This is a genomic window from Corynebacterium sp. H130 (genome assembly GCF_037572395.1).
Taxonomy (GTDB): Bacteria; Actinomycetota; Actinomycetes; order Mycobacteriales; family Mycobacteriaceae; genus Corynebacterium.
This window is the reverse complement of the sequence record NZ_JBBHLA010000001.1, coordinates 224382-241935: the sequence shown is the minus strand read 5'-3', so window position 1 is coordinate 241935 and position 17554 is coordinate 224382. Positions and strand designations below refer to the sequence as shown.

15 protein-coding genes are annotated in these 17554 nt (G+C 57.2%); 8 read left to right on the top strand and 7 right to left on the bottom strand.

The window, feature by feature from the left end; translation table 11 throughout:
* Positions 1 to 25: 25 nt before the first annotated feature.
* The 4 genes from WG939_RS01130 (at position 26) to WG939_RS01115 (ending at position 6740) form a co-directional block, all read left to right on the top strand.
* Positions 26 to 1636, top strand: a complete 1611-nt coding sequence (locus WG939_RS01130) for an ABC transporter substrate-binding protein (protein WP_339981693.1) — start codon at positions 26 to 28, stop codon at positions 1634 to 1636.
* Entirely contained in the window at positions 1633 to 2175 is a 543-nt protein-coding gene (locus WG939_RS01125) for an adenine phosphoribosyltransferase (RefSeq protein ID WP_339981691.1), read from the top strand. The genes WG939_RS01130 and WG939_RS01125 overlap by 4 nt, the downstream gene beginning before the upstream one ends.
* 75 nt (positions 2176 to 2250) lie before the next feature.
* On the top strand, positions 2251 to 4539 hold the full coding sequence (locus tag WG939_RS01120) for a RelA/SpoT family protein (RefSeq protein ID WP_339981690.1): 2289 nt from the start codon (positions 2251 to 2253) through the stop codon (positions 4537 to 4539).
* A 146-nt stretch (positions 4540 to 4685) separates the two neighbouring features.
* On the top strand, positions 4686 to 6740 hold the full coding sequence (locus WG939_RS01115) for a bifunctional metallophosphatase/5'-nucleotidase (protein ID WP_339981689.1): 2055 nt from the start codon (positions 4686 to 4688) through the stop codon (positions 6738 to 6740).
* A gap of 115 nt (positions 6741 to 6855) precedes the next feature.
* On the opposite strand, the gene WG939_RS01110 is transcribed toward WG939_RS01115, so the two are convergent.
* Together WG939_RS01110 and WG939_RS01105 are read right to left on the bottom strand one after the other, a co-directional pair.
* Complete coding sequence (locus tag WG939_RS01110) at positions 6856 to 7197, bottom strand: hypothetical protein (protein WP_339981688.1); 342 nt, start codon at positions 7195 to 7197, stop codon at positions 6856 to 6858.
* A 219-nt stretch (positions 7198 to 7416) separates the two neighbouring features.
* On the bottom strand, positions 7417 to 8256 hold the full coding sequence (locus WG939_RS01105) for a peptidylprolyl isomerase (RefSeq protein ID WP_339981686.1): 840 nt from the start codon (positions 8254 to 8256) through the stop codon (positions 7417 to 7419).
* 82 nt (positions 8257 to 8338) lie between these two features.
* Between WG939_RS01105 and WG939_RS01100 the strand changes: the two genes are divergently transcribed.
* Positions 8339 to 8983, top strand: a complete 645-nt coding sequence (locus tag WG939_RS01100; RefSeq protein ID WP_339981684.1) for an MBL fold metallo-hydrolase — start codon at positions 8339 to 8341, stop codon at positions 8981 to 8983.
* Positions 8984 to 9004: 21 nt separating this feature from the next.
* Positions 9005 to 10282: a histidine--tRNA ligase gene (gene hisS, locus WG939_RS01095; RefSeq protein WP_339981683.1), complete on the top strand. Its 1278-nt coding sequence runs from the start codon at positions 9005 to 9007 to the stop codon at positions 10280 to 10282.
* Here hisS and WG939_RS01090 read toward each other — a convergent pair.
* Genes WG939_RS01090 through WG939_RS01070 form a run of 5 tightly spaced genes read right to left on the bottom strand, consistent with a single transcriptional unit; the run spans position 10279 to position 14759 of the window.
* Positions 10279 to 11640, bottom strand: a complete 1362-nt coding sequence (locus WG939_RS01090) for an L-serine ammonia-lyase (protein WP_339981682.1) — start codon at positions 11638 to 11640, stop codon at positions 10279 to 10281. The two genes, hisS and WG939_RS01090, sit on opposite strands and share 4 nt — an antisense overlap.
* A 10-nt stretch (positions 11641 to 11650) precedes the next feature.
* Entirely contained in the window at positions 11651 to 12301 is a 651-nt protein-coding gene (locus WG939_RS01085) for an FMN reductase (RefSeq protein WP_339981681.1), read from the bottom strand.
* Complete coding sequence (locus WG939_RS01080) at positions 12301 to 13413, bottom strand: LLM class flavin-dependent oxidoreductase (protein ID WP_339981680.1); 1113 nt, start codon at positions 13411 to 13413, stop codon at positions 12301 to 12303. Before WG939_RS01080 ends, WG939_RS01085 begins: the two co-directional genes overlap by 1 nt.
* Before the next feature lie 51 nt (positions 13414 to 13464).
* The gene (locus tag WG939_RS01075) at positions 13465 to 14184 is read right to left on the bottom strand and encodes a CBS domain-containing protein (RefSeq protein WP_339981679.1); all 720 of its coding nucleotides are present in this window, start codon (positions 14182 to 14184) and stop codon (positions 13465 to 13467) included.
* Positions 14181 to 14759, bottom strand: a complete 579-nt coding sequence (locus tag WG939_RS01070; protein ID WP_339981677.1) for a TetR/AcrR family transcriptional regulator — start codon at positions 14757 to 14759, stop codon at positions 14181 to 14183. Before WG939_RS01070 ends, WG939_RS01075 begins: the two co-directional genes overlap by 4 nt.
* 110 nt (positions 14760 to 14869) lie before the next feature.
* On the opposite strand from WG939_RS01070, the gene WG939_RS01065 reads away from it, so the two are divergent.
* A complete protein-coding gene (locus WG939_RS01065) occupies positions 14870 to 15529 on the top strand; it encodes a hypothetical protein (protein WP_339981676.1) in 660 nt (219 codons plus the stop codon).
* 2 nt (positions 15530 to 15531) lie between these two features.
* A complete protein-coding gene (locus tag WG939_RS01060; RefSeq protein WP_339981674.1) occupies positions 15532 to 17553 on the top strand; it encodes a YhgE/Pip domain-containing protein in 2022 nt (673 codons plus the stop codon).
* Position 17554 lies beyond the last annotated feature (1 nt).

Below are 17554 nucleotides of genomic sequence, written 5' to 3'. Positions count from 1 at the left end.
CCGGACACGTACACAAAAGGAATTCATGTCTCGATTCGGATTGTCAGCTCTCCAGCTCTTGAAACGCACTGCAATGGTGCTGGTCTCGGCCGTAGCGTTGGTGGGCTGTTCAACGGGCATGCAAAAGTTGCCTGCCGATCATTTTGGGTTCGCAGTCGGTTCGCCGCTGCTCACCACGAATGCCCAGACAAAAGTGGGGGCATCGACGTCGAGTGATGTGCTTGCCGGCAGGCTGTTTCCGGCAGTGTTCGTTTCAGGGCCGTCCGGCCAGATGATCCCGAATCGCGATCTTGCGACGGCGCAGTTGCTTCCAGGTGCGAAGACGCAGGTTGTGTACACCATCAACCCGCAGGCCAGCTATTCAGATGGGGTCCCGATCACCTGTACGGACTTCTTGTTGGCTTACAAAGCGGGGGCACAGCCGGCCATGTTCGGTTCCTATGCACCGTTGATGCAGCAAGTGGAGCGCCTGGACTGCACTCCGGGTGCCCGGGAATTCACCGTTGTTTTTAAGGAGCGTATGGGCGCCCGTTGGCGCCAGTTGTTTGGTCCGGGCACTGTGGTCCCATCGCACGCCATTGCTGGGCGGTTGGGTTTGACCGAGGAACAGATGGTCGCGGCTTTGCAGTCCGACAACCGATCGATGCTCATGCCGATTGCTGACCTGTGGAATCGTGGTTTCGACCTCAGAAATTTCGATCCTGAACTGCAGCTTTCGGCAGGACCGTACCGCATCGAGTCCGTTGGAAATGATGGGGAAGTGCAGCTGGTTCGAAATGAAAACTTCCATGGCGACGCCGCGAATATCGACAAGGTGATGATGTGGCCACTCAACGCTAACCTTGGCGAACTGAGTACGTCGGGCAACATTGAGGTCGCGGACCTCGTAGGCGTGAAGGATGTCCCGTGGGTCAACCGCGACGATCCAAAGAATCGATTTGCCGTCAGCTTTGAGGCTGGCCATTTGACGGAGATGCTGGCTCTAGGAAATGCTGGCCTGTTTGAAAAGGCTGAACAGCGTCGCGCATTTGCAGCCTGCGTTGATCAAGCGGACATCGCGCGGGTGTCGAGCGAGCATGCGGGCGTTGATGTGAAAGCCATGGCCACGCGCTTAACGGCGGTCGGAGACCCGGCGAACGCACAATTGGAGAGTCTCGCCAATGAGCACGTAGGTGTCAATATGTCTGAGGCAGAAAAACTCCGGGGGCAGACAATCAGGGTGGGGTACTCCGGGCCGGACCAACGCAAGCAAGCCATGGTGGCTGCCATTGCAGCATCCTGCGCGCCTGCAGGAATCACCGTGATTGATGCATCCTCTGAGGAGGCCTCGCTGGGAGACGTGAGCCGGAAAGAGGAATTCCACGGCGGCGTCCGAGACTTTCAAGGTAGTCTAGATGCGTTCCTTTTTGCGGCCGATCCGCACCAAGGATATGGCCATGTAGACGGCGGCCTGGATGACGTCGAAAAGCTGCGTGCCACGGAGCGCCAACTGTGGGACGAAACTGACACCATTCCGCTCGCCTCGCAGCCTCGAACCATTATTTTTGATAAACGCATTGCCAACGTTGTATCCAACACGTCCTTGTCTGGTATCGGCTGGAACATGGAGCGCTGGGTAGAAGGGAAATCCAATTGAGTCGCACCTACGCCACCTCCCATGAGGCCTTGACGGACCTGGTCCGCCTCGTCCCAGACTTTCCGAGCAAGGGCGTCCTGTTCGAGGATCTCACCCCGGTGCTTGCCCACCCCGATGCCTTCGGCGTGATTGTTGACGAGTTGGCCGAAGCTGCAGAGTCGATGGGCGCCGAGATGATCGGTGGACTGGATGCACGCGGCTTCCTCCTCGGCTCTGCGGTTGCCTACAAGCTTGGCCAAGGTATCTTGGCAATCCGCAAGAAGGGCAAGCTGCCACCACCAGTGCACACCCGTTCCTATGACCTGGAGTACGGCAGCGCAGCTCTGGAAGTACCTGCCTCTGGTATCGCTCTGGCGGGCAAGAAGATCGTGCTTGTCGACGACGTGCTGGCCACTGGAGGCACCTTGGTTGCGGCTCGAGACCTGCTGGAGCAGTCTGGCGCTGAAGTCGTCGGTTTTGTCGTGGTGCTTGAAGTCGAAGGACTCGGTGGCAGGGAAAAGCTGGGAGAGAGCCCTCTGGTCGTGCTCAACGAGCACTAACCCTCCTCATGCTTCATGGTGGCCGAGGTCACGGGTAGCATGGAAAGAATAGCGTTAGGGTAAGGGGCTGGAGAGATGGCTGAGCGAAAGCAGAACCGACAGCAAGTGGGCATGCGCAGCATGTCTGCGAGGCTGGCACGAAGCCTAACGGGCGGACGTGCCAAAATTGATCCTGTTCTAGAGCCGTTGCTCAGCATCCACCGTCAGTTTCACTCGAAGGCTGACGCTGCGATTTTGCAGCGTGCCTACGATACCGCTGAGCGGCTGCATGAAGGAGTAGTCCGAAAGTCTGGGGACCCTTACATCACGCACCCACTGGCTGTAGCCACCATCGCAGCGGAAATCGGCATGGACACCACGACCCTCGTGGCCGCGTTGCTCCATGACACCGTCGAGGACACCGACTATTCACTCGCGGACCTCACCGCGGAGTTCGGCTGGGAAGTTGCCCGCCTGGTAGATGGCGTTACCAAGCTGGACAAAGTGGCACTCGGGGCGTCTGCCGAGGCAGAGACCATCCGAAAGATGATCGTGGCGATGAGCCAGGATCCACGTGTGCTGGTGATCAAGGTTGCTGACCGTCTCCACAACATGCGCACGATGCGATTCCTTCCTCCAGAGAAGCAAGCGAAGAAGGCGCGACAGACCCTCGAAGTCATTGCGCCACTCGCGCACCGACTGGGCATGGCCTCGGTGAAGTGGGAGCTTGAGGATCTCTCCTTCGCGATTCTTTATCCGAAGAAGTACGACGAAATCGTGCGCCTGGTTGCTGATCGCGCACCTAGTCGCGATCGCTACCTCAAAGAAATTATTTCCGCGGTGTCCGGGACACTGAAGGAAAACCATATCGAGTCTGAGGTAGCCGGCCGACCAAAGCACTACTGGTCTATCTACCAAAAGATGATCGTTCGTGGTCGCGACTTCGATGAAATCTTTGACCTCGTCGGCATTCGCATCTTGGTCGACAATATTCACGACTGCTATGCCGCCATTGGCGCAGTTCACGCACTCTACCCGGCGATGCCTGGCCGATTTAAGGACTACATTTCAGCGCCACGATTCGGCGTGTACCAGTCTCTCCACACCACTGTAATCGGTCCTGGTGGCAAGCCACTTGAAGTGCAGGTTCGTACCCACGAGATGCACTACAACGCCGAATTCGGCATCGCTGCCCACTGGCGATACAAGGAAACCAAGGGCAAGCATTCCGGCGAACAGACGGAAGTGGACCAGATCGCATGGATGCGCCAACTCCTTGATTGGCAGAAGGAAGCAGCTGATCCGAACGAGTTCCTGGACTCACTGCGCTACGACCTCACCACCAAGCAGATCTTTGTCTTCACCCCAAAGGGTGATGTGGTTAACCTGCCGGCGAGTTCCACTCCAGTGGACTTCGCGTATGCGGTCCACACCGAGGTCGGGCACCGTTGCATTGGAGCAAAGGTTAATGGCAAGCTCGTTGCTCTTGAATCTGCGCTGAAGTCTGGTGACCGCGTTGAGATCTTTACGTCCAAGGATCAAGCCGCGGGACCAAGCCAGGACTGGCAAAAGTTCGTCGTTTCGCCGCGTGCAAAGGCGAAGATCCGGCAGTGGTTTGCCAAGGAGCGACGCGAAGAGTCGCTGGAGGCCGGTCGCGACGCACTCGCGAACGAGATCCAGCGCGGTGGCCTGCCAAAGCATCGCCTGTTTAACGCTCACTCCATGAAGGAAGTCGCCTCGTTGCTGAACTTCCCAGACGTGGATTCGCTGTACACCGCGATTGGCGACGGCAAGCTGACTCCTAAGCACGTGGTTGATCAGATCACCGCGTACTACGGCGACGATGATGACGTGCAGGATGTCCTTGCTTCGCGTGCCCCGCTCAGTGAAATCGTCAGCGCTCAAACTCATCGCGAGAGTGGGGCAGGGAAGGGCACTGGCATCCTGGTGGAGGGTAGCCCGGATGTCATGGCCAAGCTGGCAAAATGCTGCATGCCAGTGCCCGGCGACGATATCTTCGGCTTCATCACTCGTGGCGGTGGCGTGTCCGTGCACCGTTCCGACTGCACCAATGCGGTCAAGCTCCGCGAAGAAAAAGAACGCCTGGTCAACGTCGCATGGGCATCGGAAGGCAACTCAGTATTCTCGGCAAATCTGCAGCTTGAGGCTATCGACCGCACCGGTTTGTTGCTTGACATCACCCGGGTGATTAATGAGGAGCGCTTGTCGACGACCGCCATGAACATCCACACCTCCGATGACAGAGTCGCGGTTGCTCGCTTCACCTTCGAAGTGTCCGACACGAAACAGCTGGGTTCCGTGATGGCACGCCTTCGCAATATCGAGGGCGTCTTCGACGTCTACCGCCTCACTTCGGGGGGATAGCATGGGGGTAGCCGGGCTTTCCGGCTAGTGAAATGTTGGTTTCCAATAGGTAAAGCCCCAAGTTAGAAAAAGCTTCGGTGAGCAGTACTTTCAGCTTGGGGATACAACGATTAGGTAACTATCGGTCATTAACCAGGAGCCTACTCGTGTCTTCCTCTGCCTTTAAGCGCACTGTTGCTGCGCTGGCCCTTTCCGGCCTCACCCTCGCGGGCCAGCCAGTTGCCCACGCTCAGACTGCACCAGTCAAGTTCAACATTGCTGGTATCACTGACTTCCACGGTCACATTGAGACCACCGATTCAGAACCAGGCGCCGCTGTGCTCGCATGCATGCTTCCTGTGGCTGCTGGCGGGGCAGAGCAGATCTTTGTCTCCTCTGGCGACAACATCGGCGGATCTGCGTTCACCTCTGCGTTGCTCGACGATGAACCAACCATCAAGGCGCTGAATGCTATGGGCCTGGACGTTGCTGCTGTAGGCAACCATGAATTCGACGCTGGTTACGCTGACTTGTCGGGCCGCGTAGCTGATCTAGCAGACTTCGAATACCTCGGTGCGAATGTCAAGGGCGAGTCCCCTGAGCTGGCTGAGTACGTTGTTCGAGACATCAACGGCGTCAAGGTTGCGTTTGTAGGCTCCGTAACCGCAACCACCGCCGACAAGGTTGCGCCTTCTGGCATTGCTGGAATTACCTTCGAAGATCCTTACGCATCGACTAACGCTGCTGCGGACAAGATCAAGAGCTCCGGTGAGGCAGACGTGGTGGTCGCCCTGATTCACGAGGGTTACTCCACTCCGGAAATGTTCTCGAATAACGTTGATATCGCCATGGGTGGCGACTCCCACCAAATTGCGAGCGAAGTGGTCGAACGAGCAGATGGCTCCAAGTTCGCTCTCGTTCAGGCTGACCACTACGGCAAGGGCCTAGCAGACCTCGATATCACATTTGACCCAACTACCAAGAAGATCACTGACATTACCGCTGGAGTAATCGGTGCTGAAGCAATGCTGACTCAGTGTGGAGCTACCCCAGTTCCAGCGGTTCAGTCCATTGTGGATGAAGCCAAGGCTGCGGCGGATGCGAAGGGGAATGAGACCGTCGTGACCCTTGCGAACAACTTCTACCGTGGTGCAAACACCGATGAGCAGCCTGGTAGTAACCGTGGTACCGAATCGACCCTTTCCAACCTCATCGCAGAGGCCACCAAGCAGTACGTTGGCCAGAACACTTCCGTTCAGCCTGACCTGGGAGTTATGAACGCGGGTGGTGTTCGCGATGATCTGCTGGCTGGCGATGTCACCTACGCAGAAGCATTTGCAGTGCAGCCGTTCGGCAATGAGCTCACTTACGGGACTTACACTGGCGCTGAGCTCAAGCAGGTCCTGGAGCAGCAGTGGAAGGACAATGACCCTGAGGCTTCCCGTCCCGTACTGCACCTCGGTTGGTCAGACAACTTTGAGTACACCTTCGACGCCACCAAGCCATGGGGCGAGCGCGTGACCTCGATGTCCATCGATGGCGTGCCAGTTGACATGAACAAAACCTACGTAGTTGCTGGTTCCACCTTCTTGCTGGACGGTGGCGACGGATTCACTGCGTTCAAGAACGTCGAGACGTTCCCGAACACGGGCATCATGGACGTCGACGCCTTTATCGGCTACCTCAAGGCAAATCCAAATGTGGAGCCACGTGGGGGCCAGAGCAATGTTGGCGTTACCTTTGACCAGCCACTGGTTGCGGGCCAGACTGTCAAGATCGACCTGTCCTCGCTGATCTACACCATCGGCGATACCGCCACTACTGTCACGGTTTCGCTTGGTGATCAGACCGTCACCGCCAACATCGATAAGACCCTCGTCGACAAGCTCCCAACCGCAGGCCAGGCTGTCGTTGAGCTAGCCGTTCCATCTCAGGGACCAACTCCAGTCCTGAACATCACCACCGACGCTGGCACCGACATTGACATGCCAGTCGAGATCGAGGGCTACACGATCGTTGAGGACGCCGACAATGGCAACGACAATGGCTCTTCCTCCGGTTCTTCCATCGGCGGCGGACTGCTTGCAGTGCTCGGCATCTTCGGTGCGCTGGGCCTTGCGCTGCACTCCCTGGCTCAGATGAACCCGAACATTGTCGGTTCTCTCCTGGCTCTGCTCCCAGCTCCGCTGCGCGCACAGCTTGAGGCACACATCGGCAAGTAAGCCACTCTGCAAAAGGAGGCGGCCTGCAGACAATGCAGGCCGCCTCTTATTGCGTATCAGACAATCAAAAAACCCGCCGGTATTCGGCGGGTTTGAAACTCAATGCGAGCGCTAATTAGAGCTTGAAGTTCTTGAGGATGCGGTCGATGTTGTTGTTGATGGTAACGATCGCACCGAAGAGAGCGCCAATGCCGGTCAGGATGGAGACGATTTCCTTGATCTTCTGAGCGGTAGACATCTCCTTGCCATCCTTGTCCTTGAACAGGTCGCTGTCGGAGGAACCGAAGTCAGCGGAGGAAGAACCCTCTTCTGCAGGAGCTGGGGTGGTGGTAGAGGTTGGGGTTACCGGAGCGTCGGTCTCAGAAGTCTGAGCCATTGCTGGAGCGGTCAGGGAAGCGGTGGAGATGGCAGCAGCAGCAATCGTAGCGGTGATGGCCTTGCGGGAGATGAGCTTCATGTTATTCCTTTACGTCAAAGAAGCGGTGGACCTTCCCACATGGTAATGGTCCTATGACTATCGCGCAACAGTTCCGAAAAGAAGAATCTCCTAAAAGATCCCTTAATCATCATATTTAGCAATGTCGGTGCCTGGCATTTGCCCATGAAAATCATGGAAAAAGCCCCAAAGGAAGTGGGGTGGTTAACCATTCCTATGGGGCTACAGAATTTGCTGAATTTAACCCAGCGTTGCCTTGCTGATCTTTACCTCTTCAGCTGGCGCGCCGTCGGGAGCGCCACCCGTCGCGCCCTTGGCAGCGATACCGTCCAAGGTCTTGAGACCTTCATCGGTGATCTTGCCAAAGTAAGTGTAGTTAGCTGGCAGCGGGGAATCTTGGTAGTTCAGGAAGAACTGAGAACCATTGGTGTCAAGGCCGGAGTTAGCCATTGCGAGGGAACCGCGTGGGTAGATGACCTGAGTGTTAGGAGACTCATCGGTTGGGTACTCGTTCTTGAAGGTGAAACCTGGGCCACCTGTGCCAGTGCCAGTTGGGTCGCCACACTGTAGAACGAAAATGCCGTTGGTAGTGATGCGATGGCAGATGGTGTTGTCGAAGTAACCGTTGTAAGCCAGGTGCTCGATGGCATTGACCGTACATGGCGACGTTGCACGATCGAGCTCAAGGCCGATCTTGCCTGCGTTGGTCTCCAGTGCAAGGTTGACAGTGCCGGTGGCCTTCACATCCTTGGTGTGGGTTGGGGCCGTGACCTCCTTGGCTGCCGTGCCGCCGGCTGGGTACTCACAGTTCACAGTTTCGGCGAGCGGGGTTGCGCGCTTCATTGCCAGTGGCTTGACCTCAGGCTTGGCAGCCGAAGTAGCGGTCGAGTTAGCCTCGTTGGACTCCGGGTTAGAGTCGCGGGTGGCAGCAAACCAGATGCCGCCGACCAGAGCAAGGATGACCAGCGCTGCAGTGACGACGACGCCCAGTGGCTTCGTCTTCTCTGCACGTTCGCGATTAGCGAGCTCACGCTCGAGATTCTTCAGCGCCTGCTCGCGGCGTTGCTTGTTAGAAGTCACGATTCTTTTACTTTCAGATGGGTGGCTGTGTAAAACAGGACTTTATCTTAATGCACTCTGAAATCTCTGTAGGGTGGTGGGCATGGAGATTATGGGATTCGCTGCTGGTCCATATCAGACCAACTGCTACATCTGGTCCAACAACGGCTCTTGCGTCATCATTGATCCGGGCATGCACGCGCAGGAGCGCGTTGTCGATGTCGTCGAAAAGCAAGGGCTAACCCCTGAATCGATCGTCCTCACGCACGGCCACATTGACCACACGCGCGACGCGGGTTCGTTGGCGCAGCGCTACGGCGTGCCGGTGTACATCCACCAGGCCGATGAGTTCATGCTCGATAAGGGGGTGGGCGTGAGCACTCAAACGCAGGTGCTTTTCGACGCCATCAACATGACTCCTATTCCAAACCCACAGCATCTTGAACACGGCGCCACGGTTAAATTGGCGGGCGTCGATTTCGAGGTGCGACACGCGCCAGGGCACTCTCCAGGCTCCGTTCTCCTCATTTCTGCTGAGAACAACGTGTGCTTTGCGGGAGATGTGCTCTTTAAGGGATCCATCGGTCGCACTGACCTGGCTCATTCTGATCATGCTGCGATGTTGGCCTCGCTGCGGGAACAAGTTCTTACCCTTGACGATGCCCTTCACGTGCTGCCCGGTCACGGGGAAGCAACGACCATCCGAGCTGAACGAGCAGGTAACCCCTTCCTTCAACAGCTGCGTTAGGACAGGGTAAAGTTTCACTTTGTGAGTGAAAAAAAGAAGATTCAGCCGTTTTCTGCCCCTAAGGGTGTGCCGGACTACGTTCCGCCAGCATCCCCGGAGTTCCTTGCCGTGCGCAACACTTTTGCGCATCAGGCTCATCTGGCCGGGTACGAGCACATCGAGCTGCCAATCTTCGAGGAGACCGCGTTGTTTGCCCGCGGCGTGGGTGAATCCACTGACGTCGTGTCCAAAGAGATGTACACCTTCGCGGACCGTGGCGACCGAAGCGTCACCCTGCGCCCGGAAGGAACCGCTGGCGTCATGCGTGCGGTCATTGAACATGGTCTCGACCGTGGGCAGCTGCCAGTCAAGCTGACCTACGCTGGCCCGTTCTTCCGCTACGAGCGCCCGCAAGCAGGTCGCTACCGTCAACTCCAGCAGGTGGGTGTCGAAGCAATCGGCGTCGATGACCCCGCGCTTGATGCAGAAGTCATCGCCCTCGCGGACCGTTGCTTCCGTTCCATCGGACTGTCCGGCTTCCGACTCGAGCTCACGAGCCTGGGCGATAGCACCTGCCGTCCGGCATACCGCGAAAAGCTCCAGGCCTTCCTGGCCAAACTGCCACTGGATGAGGAGACGAAGCGCCGCGCAGAGATCAACCCCCTGCGCGTGCTCGATGACAAGCGCCCAGAGATGAAGGAGTTGCTTGTCGACGCCCCATTGATGCTCGATCACCTGTCCGACGAGTCCAAGGAACACTTCGAAACCGTCTTGGGCATGCTCGATGATATGAAGGTGCCGTACACCATCAACCCACGAATGGTTCGTGGTCTGGACTACTACAACAAGACCACCTTCGAGTTCGTTCACGATGGGCTCGGCGCACAGTCCGGCATCGGTGGCGGTGGCCGCTACGACGGTCTGATGGCCCAGTTGGGCGGTCAGGAACTTTCTGGCGTCGGTTTTGGACTCGGCGTTGACCGTGCCCTGCTGGCTCTTAAGGCTGAGGAGCAACAGGTAACCGCTGGTAACCGCGTGGATGTATACGGTGTGGCGATGGGTGCTGACGCCAAGCGACGCATGGTGTCCCTCATCAATGAGCTGCGCGTTGCTGGCTTGTCCGCGGACATGGCCTACGGCGACCGCGGACTGAAGGGCGCCATGAAGGGCGCAGATCGCGCTGGAGCTGCCTACGCCTTGGTTCTTGGCGATCGCGAGCTGGAAAATGGCCAGGTTGCGCTGAAGAATCTTCGCGAACACTCCCAGGAAGAAGTGAGTCTGGAAGTGGTCGTCGAAAAGCTCCGTACGCTCCTGGGCTAACAGGCGGTGTAATTCACCGGCAAACCAATATTTACAGCGAGGCCTCCCATGGAGGTCTCTTTGTATTTGCTGAGCATGTCACGGCCGGTTTCTGCCATGGTGCGCACGCAATCGTCAAGGGATACGTGGTGGATACCAGTGCCCAAATTTGCCAGGCGAGCCGCATTGATGGCTTGAACGGCGGCGATAGCGTTGCGCTCGATACAAGGAATCTGCACGAGGCCGCCCACCGGGTCACAAGTGAGGCCGAGGTTGTGCTCCAAGGCGATTTCGGCAGCATTGGTGATCTGCGCTGGTGATCCGCCAAGAATCTCAGCCAGGCCGGCTGCCGCCATTGCTGCGGCGGAACCGACCTCACCCTGACAACCGACTTCTGCTCCAGAAATCGATGCATTTTCCTTGATGATAAGGCCAATGGCCGAAGCAGTCAGCAGGAACTTGCGGGCTTCGACTTCATCGAAGTTCGGCAAGAATTTGTGTGCGTAATGCATCACCGCGGGGATGATGCCGGCAGCGCCATTGGTTGGTGCGGTGACTACTCGGCCTCCGGCGGCGTTTTGTTCATTTACGGCCAACGCAAAGAGGTTCACCCATTCCATCGCACCAAAATTGTCTGAAGCGTAGTGCTCCTGGTTGCGCATGAGCTGTTCGTAAAGACGCGGTGCGCGGCGCTCGACGTTCAGGCCACCGGGCAGGATCCCGGTGGTGTGGATACCTGCTTGGACGCACTCCTGCATGGTCGCCCAGACGCGGTCGAGATGCTTCTCCACGGGTTCCCAACCATGCAGAGCAGTCTCGTTTTCCTGCATGAGCTCGCAAATTCTAAGGCCACTTCGATCACACATCGCGAGAAGTCGGGCACTGGTGGTGAAGTAGTAGGGGACATCGTCAGTATGCCCAGTGGTAGATGCTCCGGAGCCGAGGCCGCCGCCTCGAGACTGTGCATCAATTTCCGCCTTAGAGAGGATGAATCCACCGCCCACCGAGAAGTAGCGCTCCTCGACGTCACCAGCGCGGAAGATAACTGCATTGGGGTGCTCAGGAAGTGGCTCCACGTTGAATGAAATGCTGTAGGTGATGCCGTTCGGAAGAGTGCCCTCGGCAGGAATCGGATCGCCGGCTCGGGGTTCTACATCTTCTGGCACCGAATCTGGGGCATGCCCCAAGAGCCCAAGTAGTACAGCGCGATCGGTGCCATGACCTGCGCCCGTCGCCGCTAACGATCCGCGCAGCTCAATATCCACATGCTGAGCTGGGTGTTCAGCGATAAACCTAGCTGCTGCGCGCATGGGGCCGACGGTGTGGGAAGAAGACGGCCCGATGCCGACGCTAAAGAGATCTACAACACTAATTGTCATAGATCACATCCTACTGATACTTCTTCAGCAGGTCTGCAAAACTTTTATCATTTTCTGGTAACTCGGATTTTATTTCAGCTCCGCGCGCATACGCACCACCTAAACCACCGACCGACGAGGTGTCGGCAAGCAACGAGGTCGCCAGCTCTCGGGCAGCGCGCTGGATCCGCTCGGTTAACGCTTGCCCTGCGTCAGAGCCGAAATCAGAGGTTGCGGCGAACACCGCGGTCGGAATCGTGCGAGCTCGTAGGAACGAGAAAAGCGGTCGAACCGCGTGCTCGAGCGCCAAGGAGTGTCGCGGGGTGCCGGCGGTTGCTGCAAGCAGAACGGGCTTGTCGACGAGCGCATCGGTGTCAAAAACATCGAAGAACATCTTGAACAGCCCCGAGTAGCTCGCCTTGTAAATCGGAGTGACTGCGATGAGGGCATCAGCCTCCGAAACGGCCGTGATCGCTTGCGCTAGCGCGGGCGCGCTAAAACCCAGGCTGAGGAAGGAATTGGCAAGGTCGCTGGCAAAATCGCGGATGTCAATGTGAGTTGTTTCGGCTGCCTCGCCCCGGGCCGACAGTGCAGCCTGCACCGCGCCACCCAATTGCTCCGCCAAATTTCGGGTCGAAGATGGAACCGAGACGCCTGCATTGACGATGACGATGCGGTGCACTAGCTGTCCTTTCCAGGCATGACCTTGAAGTGAGGCGACTGAGGGCTTGACTTAAGGCTAGCGTGCGTCGGTGGATTGGATGGCACATGGTCCGGGCGTCGCTGCTCCATCCTGGCGCGCAATTCGGGAACGATCTGGTTTCCCAGAATCTCGATTTGCCCGAGGACTACCTCGAGTGGAAGACCGGCGTGATCGACGAGGAAAAGTTGCCGCTGGTAATCGCCCACCCAGTCTGCAAACTGCATGGTGCGGTCAATGACCTGCTCCACCGTGCCAACTGTCAGAGGGGTGACCTCGCTAAACTCCTCCAGGCTTGGACCATGGCCATAAACAGGAGCGTTATCAAAGAATGGGCGGAAGAACTTCTTTGCCTCGGCTTCGGTGTTGCCAACGAAGAATTGACCGCCCAGTCCAACAATCGCCGTGTCTGCAGGTCCGTGGCCATAGCGTTCGAACTTACGACGATAGATGTTGACCATCTTCGCAGTGTGTTCTTTGTTCCAGAAAATGTTGTTGTGGAAGAAACCATCGCCATAATAGGCTGCTTGATCGGCAATTTCGACCGAACGAATGGAACCGTGCCACACGAATGGCGGGACGCCGTCAAGTGGGGCTGGGGTGGACGTGTAGCCCTGCAGCGGGGTACGGAATTCGCCCTGCCAGTTAACAATCTCCTCGCGCCACAGCCGGCGCAACAAGTGATAGTTTTCGATTGCTAGCGGGATGCCTTGACGAATGTCTTTTCCAAACCATGGGTACACGGGCCCGGTGTTGCCCCGGCCCATCATGAGGTCGACTCGGCCACCAGACAAGTGCTGAAGAAACGCATAGTCTTCGGCGATCTTGACCGGATCATTAGTTGTGATCAGGGTGGTGGACGTGGAAAGGATAATGTTTTCGGTCTTCGCCGCAATATACCCGAGGTGGGTGGTGGGGGAGCTAGGCACGAAAGGTGGGTTATGATGCTCGCCGGTAGCAAAGACATCTAGTCCGACTTCCTCGGCTTTGAGAGCGATGGCCGTCATCGCCTGAATTCTCTCGGCCTCGGTAGGGGTAGCTCCGGTGGTTGGGTTGGTGGTGACGTCACCGATGGTGAAAATTCCGAATTGCATTGTAACCTCGATCTTTCATTAATGCTGACGTGTCAACAATATGAGATGTTGTCAGCCTTGTCTAGAGGTCTTTGTTAGGGCTTCATGCAGCAGGGAAAGGTCGGAGCGGCCGATGGCGCGGAGCGGCTTTTCATTAGCGTTGCCGTGCTCAGTGACAATTCCGAATTGTGAAGATCCTGGCTGAAGGAATGTGGAGATAACGGTCGCCGCGGTCACGTCGCGAGCAAAGAATTCGGGACGCTCCGGATGCTCTGCGTAAGCGAGAGCATCAGCGATGGTCACAGCATCCAAATGGCTGTTGTCGTCCAAATCGTTAGCCACCCAGCGGGCAATCGTATTAGTTGTCAGCAGTCCCACGAAAGTGGTGCCGTCATAGATTGGGAACTGCGAAATGGTCGAGTTCTTGATCAATTTGAGGGCGGCCATGATGCTCGAAGTAGGCTTCAGGGTCTGCACACCTTTGGGGCCGAGGATGTCTAGTGCTAGAGCTGGCCGAATCAGTGAATCTCGAATTAGCTCGATTTCTCTAATCGTGTCGGGACGTGGATCGGCGATGGCGTGCCCGTGCTCAAAATCGCCGTGCACGATAGCGTTTCTTAGCTCAGCAAACTCCTGCAATGTCCGAGACTGCTGCTCAGTAACAAGGTTCTTCTTGGCAGCGAGGCGCACCATCCAGGTAAAACCATCAGAATTGCGGGCATTGAGAGATGCTCTAAGGTGCGACTCGATGTCGTTGAAAGCTGCCAGAAATGCCGAAGCCGGTGTTGTCATGCCTCCAGGGTAGGTGATTGGGGTGGCCTAATGCCCGCCAAAAAGACATCGACCATCTTCTTCTCAAGTTGGGTGACTGGGGGTAGGAACGTGGCCGCTGCTGGCCTTGCAGCCTGGATCAAGCCCGCGATAAAGAATCGCGGGGTGACGTCGTCTGTGACCAAATTGCTTCGCTTAGCGAGCTCAATAATCGTGCGGTTGTTGGTAGTTAAATTCTTTCGAGCGGTGGAAAAACGGGCGAGGAAATCCTTGCCCATTGAGGCGCTCGTTCCCATTATGAGTGGCGCAAGGCCAAGCTCGACCAGGTCGTGCGCATAGTTGTGGAGCGCGGCAGCTGGGTTGGTCTCAAATTCGGCGAGCGCTGCCTTTTGGACGTCGATAATGCGCTCTAGCAGGCGTTCCAGACCAGCGCTCAGCAAGGCGTGCTTGTCGGGAAAGTTGCGATAAAGGGTAGCGATGCCAACGCCTGCGACGCGGGCGACTTCTTCTAGGGTGCCGGAATCTGGGCCGTCGGCGAAGACGGTGCGGGCTGCCTCGAGGATTGCTTCTCGACGGCGGAGGGCATCAGCGCGCATGTTGGGTCCTTATCAGCGACTAGGTTTGCGATTTGCTCGAGTGAAGAGCATGATGGTCACAGTATAACTGATAGTCAACCCTCCACTTAAGTTCTTTGGGGCACACCACAATGTATGACACACCATTCCTTGAAGTCCGCGACCTCGAAGTCGCCACTGGGATGCGCGTGCCCGACTTCGAATTGAATACATCAATGAATCTCCTGCTCACCGGTCGGGAAGCCTCAGCGACGACCACCATGCTGACCCTTTCCGGTCGCATGAAGCCAAAGTCAGGCGACATATGTCTTCAAACTCGAGGCGGAGAAACGCTCATCACGCCGCGCGACCGAGGTGCCCGCATCGCATTGGCCGGCGTACCGGCAATCGATGGGCTGGACCGCAACGTTCCGGCACGCACCTATATTCGTGAAACCTCAGCCTGGGCGAATCCTTGGTACCGCCGCACGCCTCGCAAAGTCCAGAACATCGAACAATGGCAGCACGTCAGCGAGCTATTCGACCTGCACATCGACCCCGATGAGCAGGTAGGAAAGCTCAACGCCACGCACCGATTCATTCTCCGGGTGGCATTGGCGCTCATCGCACGACCTGATCCAGAGCTGGTCATCATCGACGATATCGACCAAGTGCGCAGCCACGAGATCCGCGCTGAGCTCATCGATCACCTCCGAGTGCTATCTGAGCACGTACCAGTGATTGTCGCTTCGACAAACCGAGACACGAACAAGCAATTTGACCGCGTTATTTCGTTGGAAGGGAGCAAGTAGCCATGAATCTGTTTCACTTTGGTTCCGAACTTCGGCGCTTCGCTTCCGGCCGGTTGCCACGCGCGGCGTTCGTCGTGATGACGCTGCTGCCACTGATTTTCGGTGGGCTTTTCCCTTGGGCCTATTGGGATCCGATCACGGGCCTGAAGAATCTTCCGGTAGCGGTGGTGAACTCGGACGAGGGTGCGCAACTTGGGGACAAGACGATCAACGCGGGAGAGCAGGTCACTGAAAAGCTCATTGACAACGACAAAGTTGGCTTCAAACGTGCCTCCGCCGAAGAGGCAGCCAAAGGCGTGGCAGATGGAACCTACTACTTTGCCCTAGAGTTTCCGACTGACTTTTCGGAGTCTGTGACCAGCGTTAACACCGACAATCCTCATTCCGCGCAGATCGCCACGGTGTTTAACAACGCCAACGGCTTCATCGCGAGCATGCTTGGAAATACCGTCACCAACCAGGTCGTTTCGACCATCGACGCTGAACTCGGTAAGCAGGCCACGAACCAGCTCCTCATCGGTTACAACACCATTGGTAGCGGCATGGACAAAGCCGCCGGTGGCGCTGAGAAGCTCAGTGGAGGCGTAAGTGAAGCGCGACAGGGCGCTGACAAGCTTGCCGACGGCACAGGCACGCTGGCAACCAAGAGCGGGGAACTGGATAGTGGAGCTCAGCAGCTCCACTCCGGCGCTACCCAACTGGATACCGGCATCAAGTCGGCTGAGAAGGGCGCTCAGTCCTTAAGCCAGGGCCTGACGTCCCTTGGCGGTGCCACGGTCAAACTTGGCGAAGGCGCTCAGCAAATCTCCTTGGGCGTTGATCAAATCGCGAATATGGCGGGTCAAGCAACAACGGCTCAAGAACAGGTCGTGGCACCATTGGTGACTGCGTCAGCCCAGCTACGCGCCCTGGGAATCCCCGCGGCCATCGAATTGGCTAACCAGTTTGACGGGGTCATCGCTTCCATTAATTCTCAAGGCGTCGGCCCGCAGTCTCAAACAGCTACCGATATTGCGCGTTTGCAAGATGGCGCACGCCAACTTGCGTACCAGCTTGGCGACCCTACGTCGCAATATCGCCAAGGAATGGCCTCTGCGGAGACCGGAGCCGGGCAACTGGCATCGGGATTGACCCAATTGTCAGATGGATCCGGGCGTTTGGTCGTCGGTACGCAAACCCTGACTGATGGCACCACGAAGCTTGTCTCGGGTACGCAGGAACTCGCCGTCGGTGCATCAGCGCTGCGCGACGGCCTGGTTCAGCTGGATGCTGGTTCCGGGGAGCTGTCTCTGAAGCTTGGCGATGCAGCTAAGCAGGTGCCAAACTTCGATGATCAGAAGCGCGACAACGCCACAACGATGTTGGGTCGAATGGTCGACACTCACAATGAGGGACAGGAACTTACCTCCTTTGGCGTCGGACTTGCTCCATTCTTTGCATCGCTGGCTATGTTCCTCGGTGGCACCACCATGTTCATGGTTCTCAGGCCACTCAAGCGGCGCGCCGTCGACTCGGGCATGAATCCATTCCGAGTAGCCATTTCCTCCTGGTTGCCAGGTGTGGTCGTTGGTAGCTTGCAAGCTAGCGCGGTGTGGTTCGTACTTGAGGTCGTGCTTGGAGTAAATGCGGTACACCCTGTAGGGCTGTGGCTGGCACTTGTTGGGGTGTCGATGTGCTTTGTCGGCGTGACTCAGGCAATCAACGCCTTCTTCGGCACCTCAGCCGGCCGCCTGCTGTGCCTGATTTTCATGGCGTTGCAGCTGGTGTCCTCAGGTGGTTTGTACCCGCCAGAAACCCAGCCGGCATTCTTGCAGTGGTTCCACACGTACGACCCGATCACATATTCGGTGAATCTGTTCCGCCAAATGCTGGTGGGTGGGCATCCTGCGTTCGACGTCAGATTTGAGCAATCCATCGTGGTGCTGGTCTGTGTCCTCGCGGGAGCACTGATGATCACCACGCTGTCTGCCTGGCGTGACCGACTGTTCAGCCTGGACACCCTCCACCCAGAGCTGAATATCTAGG